Annotated in this window: 16 protein-coding genes; 10 read left to right on the top strand and 6 right to left on the bottom strand. The window is 36.6% G+C overall.

Going from position 1 to position 20,608, the window contains the following annotated elements:
* Position 1: 1 nt before the first annotated feature.
* Genes CH361_RS05115 through CH361_RS05100 form a run of 4 tightly spaced genes read right to left on the bottom strand, consistent with a single transcriptional unit; the run spans position 2 to position 4,604 of the window.
* Positions 2-1,075, bottom strand: coding sequence for a hypothetical protein (locus CH361_RS05115; protein ID WP_100789750.1), 1,074 nt, complete (start codon positions 1,073-1,075; stop codon positions 2-4).
* Entirely contained in the window at positions 1,072-2,943 is a 1,872-nt protein-coding gene (locus CH361_RS05110) for a motility-associated ABC transporter substrate-binding family protein (RefSeq protein WP_100789749.1), read from the bottom strand. The genes CH361_RS05115 and CH361_RS05110 overlap by 4 nt, the downstream gene beginning before the upstream one ends.
* A gap of 3 nt (positions 2,944-2,946) precedes the next feature.
* Positions 2,947-3,678, bottom strand: coding sequence for an ABC transporter permease (locus CH361_RS05105; protein WP_004786382.1), 732 nt, complete (start codon positions 3,676-3,678; stop codon positions 2,947-2,949).
* Positions 3,675-4,604 (bottom strand): ABC transporter ATP-binding protein, encoded by a 930-nt coding sequence (locus tag CH361_RS05100; RefSeq protein WP_100789748.1) that lies wholly within the window; start codon positions 4,602-4,604, stop codon positions 3,675-3,677. The genes CH361_RS05105 and CH361_RS05100 overlap by 4 nt, the downstream gene beginning before the upstream one ends.
* Before the next feature lie 32 nt (positions 4,605-4,636).
* Here CH361_RS05100 and CH361_RS05095 point away from each other — a divergent pair, with 32 nt between their 5' ends.
* Together CH361_RS05095 and CH361_RS05090 are read left to right on the top strand one after the other, a co-directional pair.
* On the top strand, positions 4,637-6,151 hold the full coding sequence (locus CH361_RS05095) for a PAS domain-containing sensor histidine kinase (protein ID WP_100789747.1): 1,515 nt from the start codon (positions 4,637-4,639) through the stop codon (positions 6,149-6,151).
* Positions 6,148-6,543 (top strand): response regulator, encoded by a 396-nt coding sequence (locus CH361_RS05090; protein WP_100789746.1) that lies wholly within the window; start codon positions 6,148-6,150, stop codon positions 6,541-6,543. The genes CH361_RS05095 and CH361_RS05090 overlap by 4 nt, the downstream gene beginning before the upstream one ends.
* A 5-nt stretch (positions 6,544-6,548) precedes the next feature.
* Here the strand turns inward: CH361_RS05090 and CH361_RS05085 are convergent, their stop codons facing one another.
* Positions 6,549-7,550: an adenosine kinase gene (locus CH361_RS05085; protein WP_165782227.1), complete on the bottom strand. Its 1,002-nt coding sequence runs from the start codon at positions 7,548-7,550 to the stop codon at positions 6,549-6,551.
* An 82-nt stretch (positions 7,551-7,632) separates the two neighbouring features.
* Between CH361_RS05085 and CH361_RS05080 the strand changes: the two genes are divergently transcribed.
* The 5 genes from CH361_RS05080 (at position 7,633) to CH361_RS05055 (ending at position 15,341) form a co-directional block, all read left to right on the top strand.
* Entirely contained in the window at positions 7,633-9,702 is a 2,070-nt protein-coding gene (locus CH361_RS05080; protein WP_100790027.1) for a TonB-dependent receptor, read from the top strand.
* A gap of 338 nt (positions 9,703-10,040) precedes the next feature.
* Positions 10,041-11,219: a hypothetical protein gene (locus tag CH361_RS05070; protein WP_100789744.1), complete on the top strand. Its 1,179-nt coding sequence runs from the start codon at positions 10,041-10,043 to the stop codon at positions 11,217-11,219.
* Positions 11,220-11,254: 35 nt separating this feature from the next.
* Complete coding sequence (gene gpmI / locus CH361_RS05065; protein ID WP_100789743.1) at positions 11,255-12,907, top strand: 2,3-bisphosphoglycerate-independent phosphoglycerate mutase; 1,653 nt, start codon at positions 11,255-11,257, stop codon at positions 12,905-12,907.
* A 5-nt stretch (positions 12,908-12,912) separates the two neighbouring features.
* Positions 12,913-14,961 (top strand): serine hydrolase domain-containing protein, encoded by a 2,049-nt coding sequence (locus CH361_RS05060; protein WP_100789742.1) that lies wholly within the window; start codon positions 12,913-12,915, stop codon positions 14,959-14,961.
* Positions 14,962-15,005: 44 nt separating this feature from the next.
* Entirely contained in the window at positions 15,006-15,341 is a 336-nt protein-coding gene (locus CH361_RS05055) for an STAS domain-containing protein (RefSeq protein ID WP_100789741.1), read from the top strand.
* Between the two features lies 1 nt (position 15,342).
* Here the strand turns inward: CH361_RS05055 and CH361_RS05050 are convergent, their stop codons facing one another.
* The gene (locus CH361_RS05050) at positions 15,343-17,739 is read right to left on the bottom strand and encodes a SpoIIE family protein phosphatase (RefSeq protein ID WP_100789740.1); all 2,397 of its coding nucleotides are present in this window, start codon (positions 17,737-17,739) and stop codon (positions 15,343-15,345) included.
* Positions 17,740-17,823: 84 nt separating this feature from the next.
* Here CH361_RS05050 and pgsB point away from each other — a divergent pair, with 84 nt between their 5' ends.
* From pgsB to pgsW, 3 genes are read left to right on the top strand one after another with little or no spacing between them, the layout of a single operon-like run.
* Positions 17,824-19,020, top strand: coding sequence for a poly-gamma-glutamate synthase PgsB (gene pgsB, locus CH361_RS05045; protein ID WP_100789739.1), 1,197 nt, complete (start codon positions 17,824-17,826; stop codon positions 19,018-19,020).
* The gene (gene pgsC, locus CH361_RS05040) at positions 19,013-19,477 is read left to right on the top strand and encodes a poly-gamma-glutamate biosynthesis protein PgsC (protein ID WP_100789738.1); all 465 of its coding nucleotides are present in this window, start codon (positions 19,013-19,015) and stop codon (positions 19,475-19,477) included. The genes pgsB and pgsC overlap by 8 nt, the downstream gene beginning before the upstream one ends.
* Positions 19,477-20,607, top strand: a complete 1,131-nt coding sequence (pgsW, locus tag CH361_RS05035) for a poly-gamma-glutamate system protein (protein ID WP_100789737.1) — start codon at positions 19,477-19,479, stop codon at positions 20,605-20,607. Before pgsC ends, pgsW begins: the two co-directional genes overlap by 1 nt.
* Position 20,608 lies beyond the last annotated feature (1 nt).

Below are 20,608 nucleotides of genomic sequence, written 5' to 3'. Positions count from 1 at the left end.
CTTATTGGATTTTCTGGTTGGGACGCTCGTAACGGGAAGCATTTTTCACTTTCATGACGGCATTCACCAAATTTTGGAAGCTTTCCTCTCTCATCCAAGTGACAGTCTCTGAAAAATAAGGCAGAAGTTCCCGGCGCACAGGCCTCCACTTTCCCGAATCCGATTCCCATAAAGGGAAAAAGGAAAGGCGAAATTTGATCCCTTCCGACTGGACCACATCCAAAACGGCTTCTGGTGCTTGCGTAGAGGAAAGTTCAGGAAACGATGGGGCACCAGATTCATCGGAATAAAATTCGACCTTTAGTCCTTTGACAACAGATTCCCATTGATTGCCGACATCGGGTGGTAACACAATTCTTTCACCAGTCGTTCGACTCCAATCATTCACATACACATTGTATTGATTTTTTTTTGCACGGTTTTCTGATTTTACATTCACAACTTGACCTGAAAATGAAAGTTCTTTCAGATAACCATTGCTAAACGTAACATACATTTTTTCCCGGAAATTTGTATTTGGTGTTCGAAACTTTTCAATCAAATAGTTATAAGGAGCTATGATTTCTTCATTTACTAAAACAGAAATACGACCTTCATCCGATCCGATTTTTTTGCCAAAAAACAATTGTTTGTCTTTTGAAAATTCAATATTTTCACCGTTATCTTCTGACAAAGACAAAGAAGGTGAACTCATCCCTAAACAATAGGATTTTTGAATCTCTTCTGTTGCCTTTTCAATCAGTTTTGTTTTGAGAACGCTGAGTTCTGAAAAACTATTTTTTACATTGTAATTGGCTTCGTAAGAAACGACCTTTCCATTCTGCGTCAAAGATACCGTATACAATGGAGTTTGGTTCCAACCACGTGGAATTTTCCGAAACACCATAGTTTCTTCCGCAAATTTGGGATCCAAAACACCACACCAATCAGATTTCGGAGGAATGTATTGAATGGATTTCCAATCTTCTTTCCAATAATTCGTTTCGTAAATATTTTCAGGATGGTCTTCCATCCAATAAAAAAGTAAAAATAATCCAACAAAGGCTAAAACAACTAAACTAACTTTCTGTTTCATACTTCAATCATAGAACTTTTTCTTCTGGAATATACAAAGTAAGATCCCACTGCCAAAATAAATCCAGGAAACAAAAACACCCCAATCACCCAAGCGACTAACTTTTGATTGTCGGACAAAGAAATTGTATCCAACTCTTCTTTTTTGAGTGGAATCTCAGCAACAGCCACATCTTGAAATAGTCCAGTGATGGAAACTGTTGAAAATTGAGAATTCATGGCATAAGGAATGAACTGATCAGTTATCCAGGAGGTTCCTGAATGAAGAATGATCTTTCCTGTTTTGTCACCAGCCAGTGTCATTGGTGTCATCGCAATCGACAAGATTTTACTTTCTTTCTTTTCGTTTGGATCTAATTTTCCATTATTGTTTTCATCAGTATAAGCTTCAAAACCAGATTCGAGCAAAGTATCGGACTTAAAAGTAAGTGGAGAGGGAGCAGTTGAATCTGTTTCCAAATAACCACTGTAAGGAAATAAAATCCCCATATCTTTTTTCTGGAGTAAATCAGTCAGTCTGTGATCTGGAAAACGTTTCGCCACAACAAACCCAGGTTTTTCTTCCCTTTCAATCAACTGTGAAGTTTTATATTTAAGACCAGCACTCGCAAGTAACCAAACAAAGTCTTCATTTCCTTTGGGCTCCATAGTGATGAGAAGTTTTCCATTTTTCTCCAGAACAAACTTTGTGAGTTCGTCTTTAGCTTCTTTGGAAAAAGGAACTGTTGGTCCAAGAACCACCAACATATCTGCATCTTCTGGTAATTTCGAAGGCCAACCTTGTGCAAACCCTAACTCAGCCACTTTGAAATTCAGAAACTGTAAAGAAGATACAAATCGGTTTACTTGTTCATTTGGAAGTGCCTTAAAAGACATCCCGTATCTTTCTCCATTGGAAACAGTAAAATAAACCTTTTTCTGTTCTGTGGTAACATTCAAAAGTGCACCCACTAACTTACGTTCTAGGTCCTCTAAGTCTTTAGTTTCTTTTGCAATTACCCTTTCTTCTGCAAAAGGAGTTCCTGATGCTAATAAAGATTGTTTTTGGGAACGAACAAAGATAGTTCCATTGGAAACCTGTCCAAACTCCTTTAATAAATCCACTTCAACGTCAGCATTGATAAACTGCACTGTAATGTGTGAGTTTTCTGCTTTGATTTGGTCCAAAAGAATTTCAATATCAGGGCGAACACGAGTGAGCGCAAAAGCCGTTAATTTATCACCGTTTGCAGGTCCATCCGCTTCTAAGGGACGGGGATAAAAGGCAGTGATGGTAACATCTTTTGTGATTGGTTTGATTAAGTTTCTAGATATTTGCGAAAGGGAAAATTTACCCTGGCTACTCAAATCAAAATTATAATTGCGTTTGATCGCAAAATAATTGACTGCCACTACAATCGGAAGAACAAACAAAAATCCTAAAACTGCATTTTGCAAAAGGGAACTTTTCGATTTGGCTAAATTACTTTGTGCCTCTAAAGATGACTTTCCGATCTCAAGCAAAATAATTTGCAGAAGAAATACGATAGAAAATAAAACCACACAAAGTAGAAGAAATTCTCTGACTTTAGGAATGGCGCTGACTTCTTCATTTAATCCAGCAACTGGTTTTAAATCTAAAAAATCACGTAATACGGATAATAAAAATGCACCGATCCCAAATCCAGCAGCGATGTATCGATTTTGATCTTCTTTTCGGAGTCCTTTGGAAAAGGCTCTGATAATCGTATCTGAAGCTAAAAATAAAAACACGACTCCCAAAAAAATAATTCTTCTTTTGGGATCTACCACCATTCCATCAAACAAGAAATAGGCGAAAAGTGATAATAAACTAATAAATGGTAAAATTCTATCTGCGGTTAAAAACATGGTCTACCCCCTCCATCTCCTGGATTCCAAGACCTTTACAGTAAGGTATAAAAACAAAAATGTTCCACTTAAGAAAAACACAATCCCGGTCAAAGGGACTACTCCTTTTGCAAAAGCAGCGAAGTGAGAAAAAATATGTAAATGGAACAAAACCTTTCTTGTTGTTGCTTGGAATAAATGTGAAAAATATCCCACAACCCAAAGTGTCAGTATGATTAAAACTGATATTAGTAAGGATATCATTTGGTTTTTCCCAAGACTTGATCCAAACATTCCAATGGTAAATGTAAATACACCTAACAAAAACACTCCCACACTTCCCGAAGCTACCATGTAAAATGGAGCTTTCCAAAAGGAATATAGAAGTAATGGAAACAATCCATTGATAAAAATGGTGATGATTCCACAAACCGTAACACCAAAAAGAAACTTACCAAATACGATCTCTAAATCGGTAACTGGGGAAGTAAAAAGTAATTCTAATGTTCCTTTGTTTCTTTCTTCTACAATCGATCCCATAGATATGATCACCATAGCAATGAGAATGGTTGTCATAAAAGAAATGAATGTGATGTAAGTTGCAATTTCATAATTGGCAGTACCATTAAAGTTTAAAATCATCACGAAAAGTGCATTGAGAAATGCAGTTCCGCCCAGAACCAAAGGTCCCATATATGTTCCAAAAAATAATCGTAATTCTTTTTTATAGATCCAAACAGCCGTTTGCCAGTTCATATTTTCTCCATAAAAATCTGTTCTAAGGACACTTCTTGTTTTTTTAAAGATTCAATTTGAATTCCATTCGCCAATGCTTTTGAGAATAAAGATTCTTTAAATTGTTTAGGATCGACGGTTCGAACCAAAAATTGTATTTCTTCTTTATTGGTTCCGAGCTCAGATAAACTATCCCCATCACCAATTACTGATTTCATAAAATTCAAAAGTTCATCAGAATTTTTTCCTGATAATCCAACTTCCCAACCGGCGAGGCGATTCATCTCTTCTTCCAAACGAGTCAGAGATAGTTCTTGTTTCAAACTTCCTTTGTGTAAAAATAAAAACTTATCACAAGTTTTATAAATCTCTGTAAGGATATGGCTAGAAATAAGAACTGTATGATCTCCTGCGAGACTACGAATTAAGTTACGAATCTCCACAATTTGTTTTGGATCAAGTCCCGAAATGGGTTCGTCCATAATCACAATTTCAGGATCTCCAAGGATTGCTTGAGATATACCGACACGTTTGCGATACCCAAGAGACAAAGTCCCTATTAGTTTATCTTTAACAGTCGTAATGTTAGTTTTATTAAGAACCTTTTCTATCTCAGAATCAAGTTTGTTCTCTTCGATTTTTTTGATTCGACCTACAAACTGAAGATACTCCGTGATTGTCATGTCTTCATAGAGAGGTGGAGTTTCCGGAAGATAACCGATTTTCTGTTTTGCTTCCAATGGAAAGTCAAATATGGACTTTCCATCAATCGAAGCATCTCCCGCACTGGGAATCAAATACCCCGTGAGAATGCGAATTGTAGTGGTTTTTCCGGCTCCATTCAGGCCCAAAAGACCGACAATTTCACCTTTTTCTAATTTAAAATTGAGCCCTGAGATGGCTCGTTTTTCGCCGTAAAATTTTGATAAATTGCTGACTTGAATCATAACTCTGGTTTAGTTTTCGTATACCTGCACCTATGAATGAATTTCTGGAAAAAATCAAAAGCTTTTTCAAGGATGAAGACAGCTTTTTTGATGCAAAGCAACTTCTGCAACAAAATTGGCACAAATTTGTCCCTCAATACTTCGACAAAATCCTGGAAACTCGTGCAAATGCCATATTTGTTCTGGATCAAGACCAAAATTATACCTATGTGAACTCTTCTGCAGAAAAGATGGTTGAGAAATCCGCCATTCAGATGTTAGGGCAGAATGTTTGGAGTTTGTTTCCAGACCTTGATTCAACCGAATTTGGTAAAAAATTATCTTATGCCATCAAAAATAGAGAACCATTCCACTCAGATGAGTTCTTTTTGGAATCTAAAGGATGGTTTGCTACCCAAGTTTTTCCCCAAGAAAACTTTACCATCCTCATTGCGACTGAAATCACTTCCGAAAAAAATGCTAAGGACAATTATAGCCAAGTTCTTAACAAAAACAAAGCAATCTTAAGTGCACTTCCGGACAAATTGTACGGTATTCGTAAAGATGGATCCGTTATCGATCACAAAGAATTCCCGGACTTTAAAGGTTGGGATTCCCTACACGAAGGAAAAGAAATTAAATTCACTCAAATTCAAAATCTTTTCCCTACCAGAAAACTTTCCGAAATAGAATCCATTTTGGAGCAAGTTTTAGACGTTGGCGGAACCAAAACATTCGAGTATTCGATTGAAGATTACGATGGAGAAAAATACTTTGAAGCTCGTTTCACCAAAACAGGGGAAGATGATGTTCTTGCCATCGTTCGAAATATTACGGAAAGGAAAAAAGCAGAAGCTTTAAAAAACGAATTCATTAGTTTAGTGAGTCATGAATTACGCACTCCCCTAACCTCTATCAAAGGATCGATTGATTTACTACTAGCTGGGGTTGCTGGTGAATTATCTAACCAAACAAAATCACTTTTAAACATTTGTCGAAAGAACACACAAAGGTTAGTCCGTTTTGTAACGGACTTACTGGATATCGAAGCTTTGGATTCGGGAAATATCAATTTCAAATTCCGCACCTATCGATTAGAAGAAATATTACAAAGTTCCGTGGACGGAATGAGAACCTTCGCAGAACAGTATCATGTTTTACTAAATTATGATCAAAATTTTCCCTCCACTTCTGTTTATGTAGATGAAGATAGGTTAAATCATTGTATTACGAATCTTATTTCCAATGCAGTGAAATACACTCCCAAATTTTCAGAAGTATACATTACTGTTATTCCCACAGAAACTCATGCACGAATTTTGATTAAAGACAATGGCCCTGGAATTGATCCCAATTTTGCACCAAGACTATTTCACCGATTTGCACAAGGAGCACCTCCGAAAGATAAATTAGTTGGTGGATCTGGACTTGGACTTTCCATTACCAAAGGATTTGTAGAAGCAATGAAAGGAAAAATATTTTTCACTTCTGATGATAAAGGAACCGAATTTACGATTGAGTTTCCTATCATACAACCTGGATCGATTCCGGCTGGATACAACCAATGACAGATAATACCTTAAAACATGTGTTAATTGTTGAAGATGAAGAAGATATTGTGGAGATACTCAGAATTGCATTGGAATTCAATTCATCTTATCAAGTCAGTTTTGCCAAAACAGGGCCTGAAGGATTACAAAAAGCAATCATCCTACAACCCGACTTAATTTTGTTAGATGTTCTAATGCCTGGAATGAATGGAATGGAACTGATTGAAGAATTAAAAATTTTTCCAGAAACCAAAGAGATCCCTGTGGCCTTTATGACATCTCGTGTTTTAAAAAACGAAATTTTAGAGTATCAAAAAAGAGGAGGCATTGGTGTGATCGAAAAACCCTTTGCCCCTCTTGAAATTGCTGAGAAAATTCAAACCCTCTGGGAAGATTCAAAAAAAAATTAACAGCCTTATTTGTCTTTAAACCCGTTTAAAATTTCATCCTGTCTTCCCATAAGGCGGACAGACAAACGAGGACCCACTTCACAAACAATACGGGAAGCAACATAGTTTCCCCAACGAGCTGATTTTTGTGCTGAATACCCTTGAGTCAGTCCATACAGAACTCCCGCAGCAAACGCGTCACCTGCTCCCGTTGTATCAATTGGTTTTACAGGGAAACCTGGAACAAGAGTAATGTTTCCATTTTCAGCAACATAAGCACCTTCTTTACCTGCAGTCATAAAGACCAAAGGACAAAGTTTAGAGATAAATTCGACAGCTTCCTCTGCTGTTTTTGCTCCACTAAGAGCCAAACCTTCTTCTGAATTACAAAAAACTACATCTACGTATTCTTTTGTTAGGTGAATAAATTCATCCCGAGAACGATTTACACAAAATGGATCGCTATAAGTAAAAGAAACTTTTACATTGTTTTCCTTTGCCACTTTCATTGAAAGTTCACTAGCCTTTTTTGTGGAATCTCCATCCCATAAGTAACCTTCAACATAAACAAATTTACTTTTTTTGAGATTCTCAACATCGATATCATTAGGGCCTAGTGACGTAGATATTGCAAGATTGGTGAGCATAGTTCTTTCTGCATCAGGCGTTGTTAGTACAACGCAAGTTCCAGTATGACCATTTTTATCAGGAGTGGTTTCAAACAATACGCCAGCTTCTTCCATATCTTTTTTATAGAATTCACCATAAGTATCATGTGTTACTTTTCCCGTATAACAGCAAGTCCCTCCGGAGTTTGCAATGGCAATCATTGTATTAGCCGCACTGCCTCCAGAGCGAAGTTCTTTCTTTTCATCATGAAGGTCTGCAAGGATCTGACCTTGTCGGGATTCATCCACAAGAGTCATAACACCTTTGGTGATATTTTGTTTTTCTAAAAAACTGGGATTTATAAAGGCAATGATATCTACCAGGGCGTTGCCCACGCCGAATACGTCGTAATGCTTCATGGGGACAATGCTTTTTTCCTTTAGGGAATTGACACTCAATTTTCATGTTTCAGTTTGGCAAGTACTGAGAAAATACGGCTTCATGATTTCTAATTTCAGGTTATCAATTCTAGTTTTCTTGAGTTTCACTCCCCTTGTAATTTTTGCACAAGATAAAAGCACAAAAGAAGTAGAAGTTAGAGCTAATGTAGAGAACCAATCAAAAAATTCAAATTTTGCCAAAACCCCAACAGGTTTTCAAAAAGAAATAGATTTATCACAAACTAACACAAGATACACGAGCCTACCAGATGTGTTAAACAGAGAAGCGGGTGTCCGCGTTAGACAATATGGGGGACTTGGCTCTTATTCTACTTTATCTCTAAGAGGAACCAATCCCAACCAATCAAAAATTTATTGGAATGGGGTTCCTATCAATAACTCTATGGGGGGTGAAATCAATTTAGCTGATCTTCCTTTTGACAATTTAGAGAAAATAGAAATTTATAAATCAGGGACACCTACGGGATTTTCAGGATCGTCCATTGGTGGCTCTATCAATTTAGTTTCCAAATCAAAAATTGATAAACCGATCACGCGAGTCAATTTGATGGGAGGAAGTTTTAGAACCGCAAAAGCTAGTGTAACTCATATGGATCAATTTTCGGGTGGTTCTTATTTTGTACAAGCGCTCCAAGAAACTTCTGATCAAAACTTCAGTTATCTCAATAACAAAGGAACTGTTTTATTTAATACTTACGACGATACGATTGACACACGTCGCAATGCTCAATTTAGAAAAACAGGATTTACCGGAAATATCTCATTAGAATTCGGAAAAACCAAAGTGAATGTACTTAACGATTACATTCACAGAAAACAAGGGTTACCCGGTCCAGGAAACAGACAGACTGTCGCAGTAGAAAGAGTATTTAGCAAACTTTCATCAGCAGTTACAACAGAAACAAATGAGTTTCTTTTGCAAAATTTAACTCTTGAAACAAAAACCTACGGTAATTTTTCTAAGGATGATTTTTTTGATCCCAAATCTGAATTTAGTTACGGAACTCCAAATTCGTATACTAAAACCAACCAATATGGGTTTCAACTCACACCAACCTTATACTTATTAGAATACAATCAAGTGCTCCGAGCCTCTTTTCAAACGGAACAAGAATTCTTTACGAGATATGAAAAACGTTACAACCACGAAACAGAAAGAAAGGAGCCAAAAAAACGTAGGGATAGTTTAAGTGCGAGTTTTCAAGATGAAATTAGGTTATTTTCCAATCGTCTTTTTTTGGTTCCACAAGTACGCTTTGAACGATTTACGGACCGATTCGGAAAAGATGAAACCAGTATTCGTAACCAACTGATTGATCCGTTAACAGATGTATTTTATGTTAGGCAAGCTTTTACCAATCCAAGTTTTGGGATTAAAATTGTTTGGATCAAAAAAGAAAATTTGGAATTTGGAACACTTGCAAATATTAGTAAAGATTTTCGAATTCCCACCTTCTTGGAGTTATTTGGTGAAAGAGGAAGTATCGTAGGAAATACCAAACTACGTCCAGAACAAAGCCGAAACGGCGACTTTGGATTTTATCTCCACTCAAAACCTTTCACAAATTGGAAAGTGCAATCAGATGTTTCCATTTTTCAAAAAAGAATCTACGATATGATTTTGTTTTTGCCAAATTCACAATTTACCTTAAGACCAGAAAACGTGGACCAAGCTTTCATCCGTGGTTTAGAAACAAGCCATAATATCATCTGGAACAAAGGAATCAAATTTAACTTTAATTATACGTATCAAGATGCAAAAAACTATTCGGAATCTCCCTCATTAAACGGAAAATATCTCCCGCTACGTTCCAAAAGCCAAGGAAGTGCCTTACTTGCTTTCTTTAAAGAGTATGGGGAGATTGGATTGGAATACCAATACATCGGTGCCAATTTTCGAGACAGAACCAATGAATATTTAGGTTATTTGCCCGCTAGACAATTATGGAATCTTTATATCCAATACACAGCTTATAAAAATTTAGAATCAGGAAACGAATTGATTTTAGGATTCGAAGTTCGTAATCTATCAGACAAACGGGTGGAAGATTTAGTTGGATATCCGCTACCAGGTCGCAGTTACTACTTTACGGGGAGTTACCGATTCTAATGAAAAAAACGACGTTTGAATCCATCTCTTCGCCCATACCTATTTGGTTTTTATCCGCAATGCGTATATTCGCGGGAAGATTATCATTCTTCCAATCTCGATCTATGCTGCGGCTATACGCATTACGTTTATTTCCAAGAAGAAGCCTTTTCAAACTAGTTCGGGGAATATACGCAATACACATATTCGCGGCAAAATCATCATTCTTCCAATCGCGATCTATGTTGCGGCTATACGCATTACGTTTATTTCCAAGAAGAAGCCTTTTCAAACTAGTTCGGGGAATATACGCAATACACATATTCGCGGCAAAATCATCATTCTTCCAATCGCGATCTATGTTGCGGCTATACGCATTACGTTTATTTCCCATATTCTTTTTCTATCTCCAATGTTCCCAGTTAGAGATTGAGAAACCAAATTTATTCCAATTTCTTTTTCTATCAGCTTCTCCTACTTCTGTCGGCGTTGTCACTTCTGACTTTGCTAGTGGTGGAAGGTTTAAAACCTTTGAACCAAACTCTTTTACAACCTTTCCCACTTCGATACCAATCCATTCCGATGCGGTAGGAAGGTATACCAATGATCGAGTGTTCATCGTCAATCGTTTGAATCGCGATAGTATCCAGGTATTAAATCCACAGCTAGGATTTATCACCGAACAAGAGTTTAGTGTTGGACAAGGCAAAAACCCCCAAGATATCTCCGTTTGGAACGATAAATATTTTGTTAGTTTATACAATTCCGATGAATTGGCCATTTATTCTAGATCAAATGGAACAAAAGTAGGTGGAGTTTCCTTTACAACCTTAAGAGAAACTTATTCTACTTCAGGAATTCCTGATAGTTCCGTTGAATCTGCCTATATGCTCCAAGACGGATCGAGTTTATTTGTATTATTACAACGTTTGGATCGGAACGATGTATCTGGATACTTACCACCTAACTCTGATTCTTACCTTGTAGAAATCGATATGGATTTGAATCAAATTAGAGCTGTTTACACTCTTCCTTACAGAAATCCGAGTTCCAAAATCCAAAAGGTAAATCTATTCGGAGAACCTCATTTAGTTTTCTCTTGTGTAGGACGTGTTGGTTTTATATCCCAAATCGATGCAGGAATCATTGCTTTTCGTTTGAGCACTCGCCAATTTCACCCCAACCGTCTTTTTGCAGAAGAGACAGCAGGTGGAGATATCCTCGCTTTTCAAATCAAAAATGAAGAACTAGGTTTTGCTGCTGTCCTTGATTCTGGATTTACGAAAACAGTTCAAGCCTTTCGCCCAAGAACGGGAGAGCGAATTGGAATTCTTTTACAAATTCCAGGGAATATTGGAATTAGCCTTTCGGGTTTACTATTAACGAACGAAGGCAAATTATTAGTAGGATCCACCGATTTCAATAGACCAGGTATCTATGTATATGACTCCAACCTAGGAAACGTACTTCTAAATCCCATACCAAGTTCCGTGGAACTAACACCTTTTGATATCTTCCAGTTGCAAAATCTTCAATAAATCTCAGAGTGGAAAAAGACAGGAGAATCTAATCTATGTTAACTCTAAAAAAACAACCTAAAGGTCCACTTGCCAAACAAGTTTTACTCATCGTCTTAGATGGAGTTGGGTTTACAGAAAAGGGATATGAAAACGGAAACGCCGTAGCCAAAGCACAAATGCCTGTCTTAAAAGGTCTTTGGAATTCGCATCCTACTGTTTTATTAAAAGCACATGGAACCGCAGTTGGTATGCCCAGCGACGAAGATATGGGTAACTCCGAAGTGGGTCATAATGTTTTAGGTTCAGGAAGAATTTTTGACCAAGGTGCTAAATTAGTTTCTCAATCAATCGAAAATGGGAGTTTGTTTATCGGCCCCATTTGGAAAAAAATGGTTTCTAATTGTAAATCGAACCAATCCACTTTTCATTTTCTAGGACTATTCTCAGACGGAAATGTGCATAGTCATATCGATCATTTAAAAGCTCTTATCGATAACGCAATCAAAGAAGACGTCAAAAAAATAAGACTTCACATTCTCCTTGATGGACGAGATGTCCCCGAAAAATCAGCGTTAGACTACCTTAATCCATTCGAAGAGTATTTGGATGGATATCGTAAAAAAGGGATCGATATACTTATTGCTTCAGGTGGGGGACGAATGGAACTCACGATGGATCGTTATGATGCTGATTGGTCTATGATAGAAAGAGGTTGGAATCATCATGTCGAAGGAGAAGGTAGAATTTTTGCAACTGCCAAAGAAGCCATCGAAACCTTTCGCACTGAAAATCCAGCAGTCATTGATCAATACTTACCTGGATTTGTGGTTGGAGATTCGAACGGCAAACCTATTGGAAAAGTGGAAGATAATGATTCAGTTGTATTTTTTAATTTCCGTGGAGATCGTGCCATTGAAATTTCAAGAGCTTTTACAGAAGAAACATTAACAAACTTCAATCGAAAACGGTTTCCAAAAGTCGAATTTGCTGGAATGATGCAATATGATGGAGACCTATTCATCCCCAAACAATACTTAGTTGCTCCACCTGCAATTGATCGTACTATGGGAGAATACTTTGCAAACGAAGGAGTCGCCCAGTACGCCCTCTCCGAAACGCAAAAGTATGGACACGTTACTTTTTTTTGGAACGGAAATAGATCCGGATATTTTAATCAAACTTTAGAAACTTACGAAGAAGTAAAATCAGACATCATTCCTTTTGACCAAAAACCTGAAATGAAAGCAAAAGAAATCACAGACAATCTTGTGCTTGCTCTTACTTCTCATAAATTTCCGTTTTTAAGAGTTAATTATGCAAATGGAGACATGGTTGGACATACTGGAAACATGGATGCCACTGTACGCGGTTTGGAGTACCTAGATGTTTGTTTAGATAGAATCAAAAAAATCTGTGATGAAACTGGTACAGTTTTATGTATTACCGCTGATCATGGAAATGCGGACGAAATGTACCAACTAAACAAAAAAGGAACAGCAGAAACTTCCAAAGAAGGAAAACCTGTTCCCAAAACAAGTCATACACTAAACCCAGTACAATTTGTGTTATACGATCCAAAAGGAAAAATCAAACTCAATCAGAACTTAAAAGAAAAAGGACTCGCTAATGTTGCTGCAACGATGATGGATCTTTTAGGGTTTGAAGCGCCAGAAGGATACCACCCAAGTCTAATCAACAGAGACTAATTTAAATGTTATTTCGGATTCTCATCTGTATTTTTCTCAGTTTATTAGTTACCAACTGTGGAGAATCCGAAATAGGTACTTTTTCAGAAGAAACCAAAGAAAAAATTCGCAGGAAAATCAAACAAGAAGGATTTCAAGGAGCAGTTTTAATTTCACAAGACGACAACATCCTTTTTCGAGAATCCATTTATCCGGGAAAAAAAAGAAAAAATTCACAACTTTATAAAAAACATAATTTTCCATTAGGTGAATCGACAAAAACTTTTACTGCTTATGTAATTCATATATTAGAAGAAGAAAAAAAAATATCATTAACTGACTCTGTATCTAAACACCTAAAATGGTTTCCCTATTCAAAAATCACCATTGGACATTTATTACGCCATACTTCTGGGTTACCAAAAATCATCGAATTTTTACCCAACTTCGATTCAGAAAAAAATCATTTAAAACGCGATGATATCAAACGACTTTTTTTAGAATCCAAATTAAAACCGGCCTTCCCTCCAGGAGAGTATTGGAAATACAGCCGACTTGATTATCTTTTTTTGTCTTATATCATAGAAAAAGTTACAGGAACATCTTATTCCCATTATTTAAAAGAAAAGGTATTTAGTCCTCTTGGGTTTCAAAATACTACAGTGGATTCGGGTGAGGTTTTATTAGGTAATAGCGGAATCTATTCTATCCCGGAAGACCTTTCTCTTTTCAGTTTGGAGTTAAAAAAACCAAAACTGATATCAAAGTTATCCAGAGATACCTTGATTAAAAAAACAGTTTTGTCTGATTCTATATCCGAAGATCCTATTGCTTTTGGAGAAGGAGTTTTTGTAGGAGATTACTTTTATTGGACTTACGGGAAAGAAAAAGGAATATCAAACTTTGTTTATCATGACTTAAAAAGTAGGATCTTTATAACAATTGTAAGTCCTTACGGAAAAAGTAAGGGGGATTTGTCTTCTGTAAAATCGGCACTAACAGAAATCATTTTTTATGCTAAAAAATTAAACCTCAGAAAAAAAACCAATCTTCCTAATGAAGTTTATATCGAAGACTTAATGAAAGAGGAAAAAGTTCCTTCACTTGGTATTGCAGTGTTTAGAAACCACGGATTAAGTTGGAAAAAAATGTATGGAACAAAAAGCCAAAACACTCTTTTCCGCGCAGGGTCACTTTCTAAAACAATGACTGCAACCGCAACACTTAGATTAGTTGAATCTGGCCAACTTGATTTATATTCTAATTGGATAGGAAAACTCAAAACATTTAAAGTTTCCGTACCTAATACAAAAAAAAGATCCCTCGTAAATCTCGACTTAATATTATCTCATACTAGTGGACTGACTGAAAAAGGAAACTGGGATGATCCAATCAATTCAGGAAAAAAACACTTACGAGAATTAAAAGATACAAACACCACAAAAGGAAACGGTTTAAAATTGTATTATAAACCGGGAAGTAAATCTCGTTATTCCGGTGGTGGGTATAGCATTGTACAAGAAATCCTAACTGACCGAACAAAAAAGTCATTTCAAAACCTAATGTCTGAAGTTGTATTCCAACCTCTACACATGACCAGAAGCACTTTCAAGCAGAACCTAACAACTGAAGATGATCGTTGTGATGGTTATGACGAACAAGGAAATTTACTCCCACAAAAATCCTTTGTCACACCAGAACTTTCCTCGGGAGGACTTTGGACAACTCCAGAAGAAGTCGGAATTTTATTTCACGAAGTAGCAAAGGCAAAACAAGGGAAATCAAACTTTCTCACCAAAGAGTCAGCAGAGTATTTACTTTCTCCCAAAATGAGTGCTGCAAATCTTACTGTCCACGCCCTCGTCGCCCATGGATTTTTCTTAAATCGCACAGGAAAAACAGAATATTTCTTCCATGGCGGGCATACAAAGGGACATAAGTCACTTGCCATTTTTAATACAGAAAAAGGTTATGGAGTGGTCATCATGACCAATTCGGAAAACGGTTCCAAACTGATTTGGCGAATCCTTAGATCCATTTCAGTGGAGGAAAAATGGGACAAGTTCGTGAATTAATCTATTGACCAAATCCGAAAATTGGCTATTCTCAAAGCGGTTCAATGGAATATACAGAATCTAAATCTGATGGAATTGTTGTCTTAAAATTGTTCGGCAACTTAGACATGTTAAATGCCGGCATTCTAAAGGAACGGATCAAAGAATCTGCATCACAAGAAGAACATAAATTTATCTTCGATTTAGAAGGAGTCAGCTTTATTGACTCTTCTGGCTTTGGCCTCATCATGTCTCTAAACGACAAATTGACTGAGTTAGGTGGTGGATTAAGAATCGTAAACGTTTCCAAAACGATTCGTCAGATCTTTCGTATTTCTAAAATTTCTTCTGTCATTCAAATCTTTGAAAGCACAGAAGAAGCCATCAACTCTTTTCAATAACTCAAGTTACAGAAGTAGATACCATTTTTTTCCAAAAGTTTTTTAGTTTTAGAAGTTTTGGATTTTCGGGAGCCATTTCTTGCAAAGCCAATAGAACTTCTTTGGAACGTTCAATATCTCTCCTATGCATTAGAATTTCCGCAAGTAACAGAAGGTTGTTAAAATTTTTAGGATCTCTAAAACGAAGTCTTTCTGCAAAATCTGTAGCCAAAACAAAATCTCTTCTTTGTTTGTGAGCATACGCAATATAAAACAAAAAGTCCGTGTCTCCTGGATTTAATTGTAAATAACGATTCGCAAGTTCAATGGCCTTTTCGTAATCTTTAGATTTCATATACAATTTGGATAATTCTCTAAGACAATAAAGATCATCAGGTTCTGAATCTAACGCTAGTTCTAATGCAAAAATTGCATTATTCCATTCACCATCACGATAAGATTGAATTCCTTCTCCCAACATTTGGTAATAGACATTTGTCTTAGTTGATTCTTTGGCAGCATGGGCAACTTCTTCCAAAAAGGAGATTCTCATTAAACTCAAATCATCTGTCAAATCCCCAAACAAAAACATTGTTTTACAGATTTGGTTCAAATCACCGCCACCTTCTTTGACATGGCGAAGGAAAACTGTTTCGTCGTCGTTAATGAGTCGGTTTCCACCAGATTGTCCTACAAATAAATCGTCTCGTCCGTCTGAACCCAAAATTAAAACATCACCCGCACGGAGAGGATAAATCTTAATCACCACTTCATCTCCACTCATCTCAGTAAAACCGATTTTACGTAATGAATGTTCATTCTCAATAAAACTTGCATTTCCATCTCGATACAACACAATCCAAGGATGTTCTGCATTGATATAATACAAAGTTCCTGTTTCCTCATCAACTAATCCGAGTATGGCGGATAGTAACATATGCCCATCAAAACTGATAAAAACATTGTGAACTTCTTGAAAACATTCCTTCAGCCACCTTTCGGGATGCCTATCTTGCATATAACGCAATTTTTGTGTTCTAGTGATGATTGATTTGAAAACTGTTCCCATCACGAGAGCACCACCGGCACCTTGAATGGATTTACCCATAGCGTCTGCGTTAAGGAATACAGTATATTTTTTACCCATCAAAAAGATAGAGTCAGAAACAGAAAGATCACCACCGATTTCAGATTGTTTATTACGAAACTTAAATTGTTTCATCTGGCGTTCAAAGATTTTGATCGAAACTGTTTCGGATTTCGCAAACGAACCACGTAAAGGTTTAATAAGCAAAGATGTTAGAAAGTAATCTCCATCTTGTTTATCCTGAAGTTTTTGCATCTCAGATAAAGTTTCATTTAATTCTCTGGTTCTTTGCTCTACCATTTCTTCTAAATGGTTTTGGTGTTCCGATAACTCTTCTTTCATTTCAACGAAAACTCTTCCCATTTGCCCGATTTCATCACTTCGATGAGTAGGCAAAGTTTCTGGTTTCCACTGGTCTAAATCCACCATAGCAGTGGTGAGTAATTTGATTGCCTCCACCATATCTCGGGAAAACAAAAAGGAAATGAGGAAAATAACACCACACAACACTAGTGATGCGATCACAAAAAAAGACCAAATTTTCCATGTTTTTGACTCTACTTCATTTTCATCAATCAACACATGGAATACTAAATGTTTTACTGATTGAGAACTTCCCACATAAGGTATTTTAACTAAATAATAAGGTTTACTTTGAAAATGAAACCTTTGTTCTTCCATTAACAAATTAGGTTTTTCATTCATCACCAAACGAATCATATCTGATCCAATAGTTTTTACTTTTCCTTCTTGAAAAATTGCTAAATGGATTCGGTTGTCTTTGGAAATGGTTTTTGTAAAGTTGTCATCTACTACTTGACCAATCAGAATTGTTCCTCGACCAAAAAGTGGAGCTGCCAATCGAAATCCAAGTCCACTGTGCCCATCTTCCAAAGCGGCAGTGGATTGCCCATTCAAAGCATTGCGAATGATAGGTTGATTTTTTTTATCATCACCGTAGTCTTTGGGGCGATGTACACGAAACAAAACCCTCCCCTGATTGTCTCCAATCTCGAAAATAGATAGGCCATATCTTTTTAAAATTTGTTGTAAATAAGGAAGTTCCTTTGATAAAACAGAACGATCAGCAAGTCCTCTTTCTAAAATCCCTCGAGTTTGAGAATTAAAAGTGATTTCTTCTAGTAACAAACGTAATTTTTCTTCTTTAAATTCCAGTTCTCTTTGAAAATTCCGCGAAAGGTCCTCCGCTCGTTGTGTTTGGGGGATATTTTTAACCGATTGCAGAAGGTAGGCAAAACTAGTTGTGAGAGCAATCACAAGAAGAATTTGACTCACACTCAATATTAATAAGAATTTGTAACGGATGCTCATAGAAAACTAGGTGAATCTTCTCAGTTTTGGGTTACAATCAAATGACAATCCCTTGAAGGAAATGTATCATCCTGAAAAATTCAAATGAAACCAAACGCCTTTCTTTTTTTTCTAATTATCCTAATACTGTTACTTTACTACACATTTGAATATTTTTTACACAATCGTACAATAAAAAAGTTCAAACATCGAATCCATGTGAATGGAACCAGAGGAAAGTCTAGTGTAACAAGGCTCATACGATCAGGACTTTCTTCTACAGGAATTTCCGTTTTTGCAAAAACCACTGGGACGATGGCTAGAATGATTTTTCCTGATGGATCAGAAGAATCAATTACACGATTTGGAAAACCATCCATTTTAGAACAAATTAAAATTCTAAAGAAAGCAGAACAATCAGGAGCCGAAATTGTTGTTTTGGAATGTATGGCTTTAGAACCGCGCTATCAATGGGCAAGTGAAGGGCAAATTCTAAAATCAGATATAGGTGTGCTTACAAATATCAGGGAAGACCATCTAGAGGTGATGGGACCGGATTTGGTAGACGTCGCCAAATCGTTATTATCTGCCTGTCCAGTCAATGGAACTCTAATTGTCGGGCAAATTGAATTTACATCGTTAGTCCTTAAAGTTTGTGAGGATAGAAATACGAATGCCATTTTAGTGAACGAAAACTCTGATGACTCAATCACTGACGAAGAAATGGCAAAGTTTTCTTATTGGGAACACAAAGAAAATGTGAACCTGGCACTAAAGGTTTGCGAAGTTTTAGGTGTGAATCGAAAACAAGCCCTTGAAGCTATGTGGAAAGTCACTCCAGATCCGGGTGCTTTGTCTGTATCAACAATCCATTTTTTTGGTAAGGAATTTCTTTATGCCAATGCGATGGCTGCGAATGATCCTAACAGCACTAAGTATATTTGGTCATCAGTGATCGAAAGATATCCTCAATATAAAAAAAGATACATTTTATTTCATACACGAGAAGACAGGCCGGAACGAAGCCATCAGCTAACAAAGGAATTTGCCAATTGGGAAGGTTATGATGCGGTAATCTTGATTGGTACATCTACATCTCTTGCTTTTAAATATTTAAAAGCCTATTCAAAAAAAGACATTCCCATCTTTGTTTGGGAACATTTGAGTTTAGATGGAATTTTTGAATCTTTACTCTCAATTCTCCCAAAACAATCTTTAGTTTTTGGTATTGGAAATATAGTTGGTCTGGGAATGGACTTATCTTTATATTTAAAAAACAGGTCGGAACAAATCAATGAATGAAATTCTTCCTCTTTCCATTGGACTCAGCCTTGTGGTTAGTTTAGTTTTTTCGGAATTGTTTGGCATTCTTGGGACTGGACTTGTTGTTCCAGGTTATTTAGCTTTGTCATTTAATCACCCAAAGGATATTGTCCTCACCTTTTTGATTGCGTTACTATCTTATCTTTGTGTGGAAATTTTATCTAACTTTTTACTTATCTTTGGAAAAAGGAAAATTGTTTTTATTTTATTATTTGGTTATTTTTTTGGATACCTTTTAAACTATCAGGTTCTACCAGATTTAGATATATCATATCTTTCCGAAGTTAGAGGGATTGGATTTATCATACCTGGACTCATCGCCATTTGGTATGAAAGACAAGGTGTATTAGAAACTACTTCTGTTCTCATACTCGCCTCTATATTTGTAAAAATTCTTCTTATTTTTCTTTTAGGTACTGAGTTAGAAACATTATGATGACTAAAATTTATTGGTCTCCCTGGAAACATTCCAGGCTTGCATTATTCCTTTTAGTAATTTTAGGAATTCTTGGTCTTATGTTAATTGAGACTTGTAAGGTAAAAAAAGAACAACCTTACTTTAAGAAAAAACTTCATGCAGCAAAACTTGCTGAACGAGGATTTCAAATTTTAAAACCAGAATTACTAAAACATAAAAAACCTGACTATAAAGAATTAGATCCAACAAATTCTGGATTTATTGGCGAATTTCTAACACCTGTTACAAGTAATAGTGGATCTCTTTCTGCAAAACAAACTTCCATCAATCCAAATTTTGCCGCCGTTATGGTTCAGTATTTAAAAAAAGCTAAGATAGAAGAAGGTGATACAGTAGCTGTGGCTGTATCAGGTTCTTTTCCTGCGTTGAATATTTGTTTATTTGCTGCTCTTGATACATTAAAACTAAAGCCGATTATCATCTCAAGTGCTTCCGCATCACAATTTGGAGCCAATCATCCTCAGATGTTATGGTTGGATATGGAAAATGAATTAGTCGAATCAGGAATCTTTTCGTTTAAGTCTAGTTATGCGTCTCTTGGAGGAATTCAAGATAAGGCAATGGGAATTTCCAAAGAGGGTAAAGAACTTCTTGGTCGTGCTTTACAAAGAAACCAAATAAAACTCCTCGATCCCATCCATTTTGATGATTCCATTGAAAAAAGAATGAAACTATATGAAGAATTGGCCGCTGGAAAACCCATCAAACTTTTTGTGAATGTAGGCGGAGGGACAACCATCCTGGGAACAAATCTCGGGAAACAAGTTTTCAAAAATGGACTCATCACTGGATTGCCTGAAGAAATCCACATTCCCAATTCCGTGATCAAATCCTTTTTAGAAAAAGAAGTTCCTGTCATCAATTTCATCCAAATTGAATCCCTTGCTAGAAAGTTTGGTTTACCCCAGACTCCGAAAAAAGCTCCCAAACCAGGCGAAGGAAAGGTTTTTTATTCAGAAGAATACAGTCCCTTACTTTATCTTTCCGTTTTCCTTTTTCTCCTAGTGGGATTGTATGGTGTTACTAAGCTCGGTTGGGGAGAAAATGAGGAAGACAGACACCTTCCCAAATCCCTCCGAGCGCGTTGAG

Origin of the sequence: Leptospira brenneri, from assembly GCF_002812125.1 — a bacterium.
Taxonomy (GTDB): domain Bacteria; phylum Spirochaetota; class Leptospiria; order Leptospirales; family Leptospiraceae; genus Leptospira_A; species Leptospira_A brenneri.
The sequence above is the reverse complement of the archived record's forward strand: the minus strand, read 5'-3'. Positions and strand labels throughout refer to the sequence as shown.

Coding starts and splice junctions, on each gene's coding strand:
- CH361_RS05115 (WP_100789750.1), bottom strand. CDS start 1,075: ATGAAACAGAAAGTTAGTTTAGTTGTTTTAGCCTTTGTTGGATTATTT.
- CH361_RS05110 (WP_100789749.1), bottom strand. CDS start 2,943: ATGTTTTTAACCGCAGATAGAATTTTACCATTTATTAGTTTATTATCA.
- CH361_RS05105 (WP_004786382.1), bottom strand. CDS start 3,678: ATGAACTGGCAAACGGCTGTTTGGATCTATAAAAAAGAATTACGATTA.
- CH361_RS05100 (WP_100789748.1), bottom strand. CDS start 4,604: ATGATTCAAGTCAGCAATTTATCAAAATTTTACGGCGAAAAACGAGCC.
- CH361_RS05095 (WP_100789747.1), top strand. CDS start 4,637: ATGAATGAATTTCTGGAAAAAATCAAAAGCTTTTTCAAGGATGAAGAC.
- CH361_RS05090 (WP_100789746.1), top strand. CDS start 6,148: ATGACAGATAATACCTTAAAACATGTGTTAATTGTTGAAGATGAAGAA.
- CH361_RS05085 (WP_165782227.1), bottom strand. CDS start 7,550: ATGAAGCATTACGACGTATTCGGCGTGGGCAACGCCCTGGTAGATATC.
- CH361_RS05080 (WP_100790027.1), top strand. CDS start 7,633: ATGATTTCTAATTTCAGGTTATCAATTCTAGTTTTCTTGAGTTTCACT.
- CH361_RS05070 (WP_100789744.1), top strand. CDS start 10,041: ATGTTGCGGCTATACGCATTACGTTTATTTCCCATATTCTTTTTCTAT.
- gpmI (WP_100789743.1), top strand. CDS start 11,255: ATGTTAACTCTAAAAAAACAACCTAAAGGTCCACTTGCCAAACAAGTT.
- CH361_RS05060 (WP_100789742.1), top strand. CDS start 12,913: ATGTTATTTCGGATTCTCATCTGTATTTTTCTCAGTTTATTAGTTACC.
- CH361_RS05055 (WP_100789741.1), top strand. CDS start 15,006: ATGGAATATACAGAATCTAAATCTGATGGAATTGTTGTCTTAAAATTG.
- CH361_RS05050 (WP_100789740.1), bottom strand. CDS start 17,739: ATGAGCATCCGTTACAAATTCTTATTAATATTGAGTGTGAGTCAAATT.
- pgsB (WP_100789739.1), top strand. CDS start 17,824: ATGAAACCAAACGCCTTTCTTTTTTTTCTAATTATCCTAATACTGTTA.
- pgsC (WP_100789738.1), top strand. CDS start 19,013: ATGAATGAAATTCTTCCTCTTTCCATTGGACTCAGCCTTGTGGTTAGT.
- pgsW (WP_100789737.1), top strand. CDS start 19,477: ATGACTAAAATTTATTGGTCTCCCTGGAAACATTCCAGGCTTGCATTA.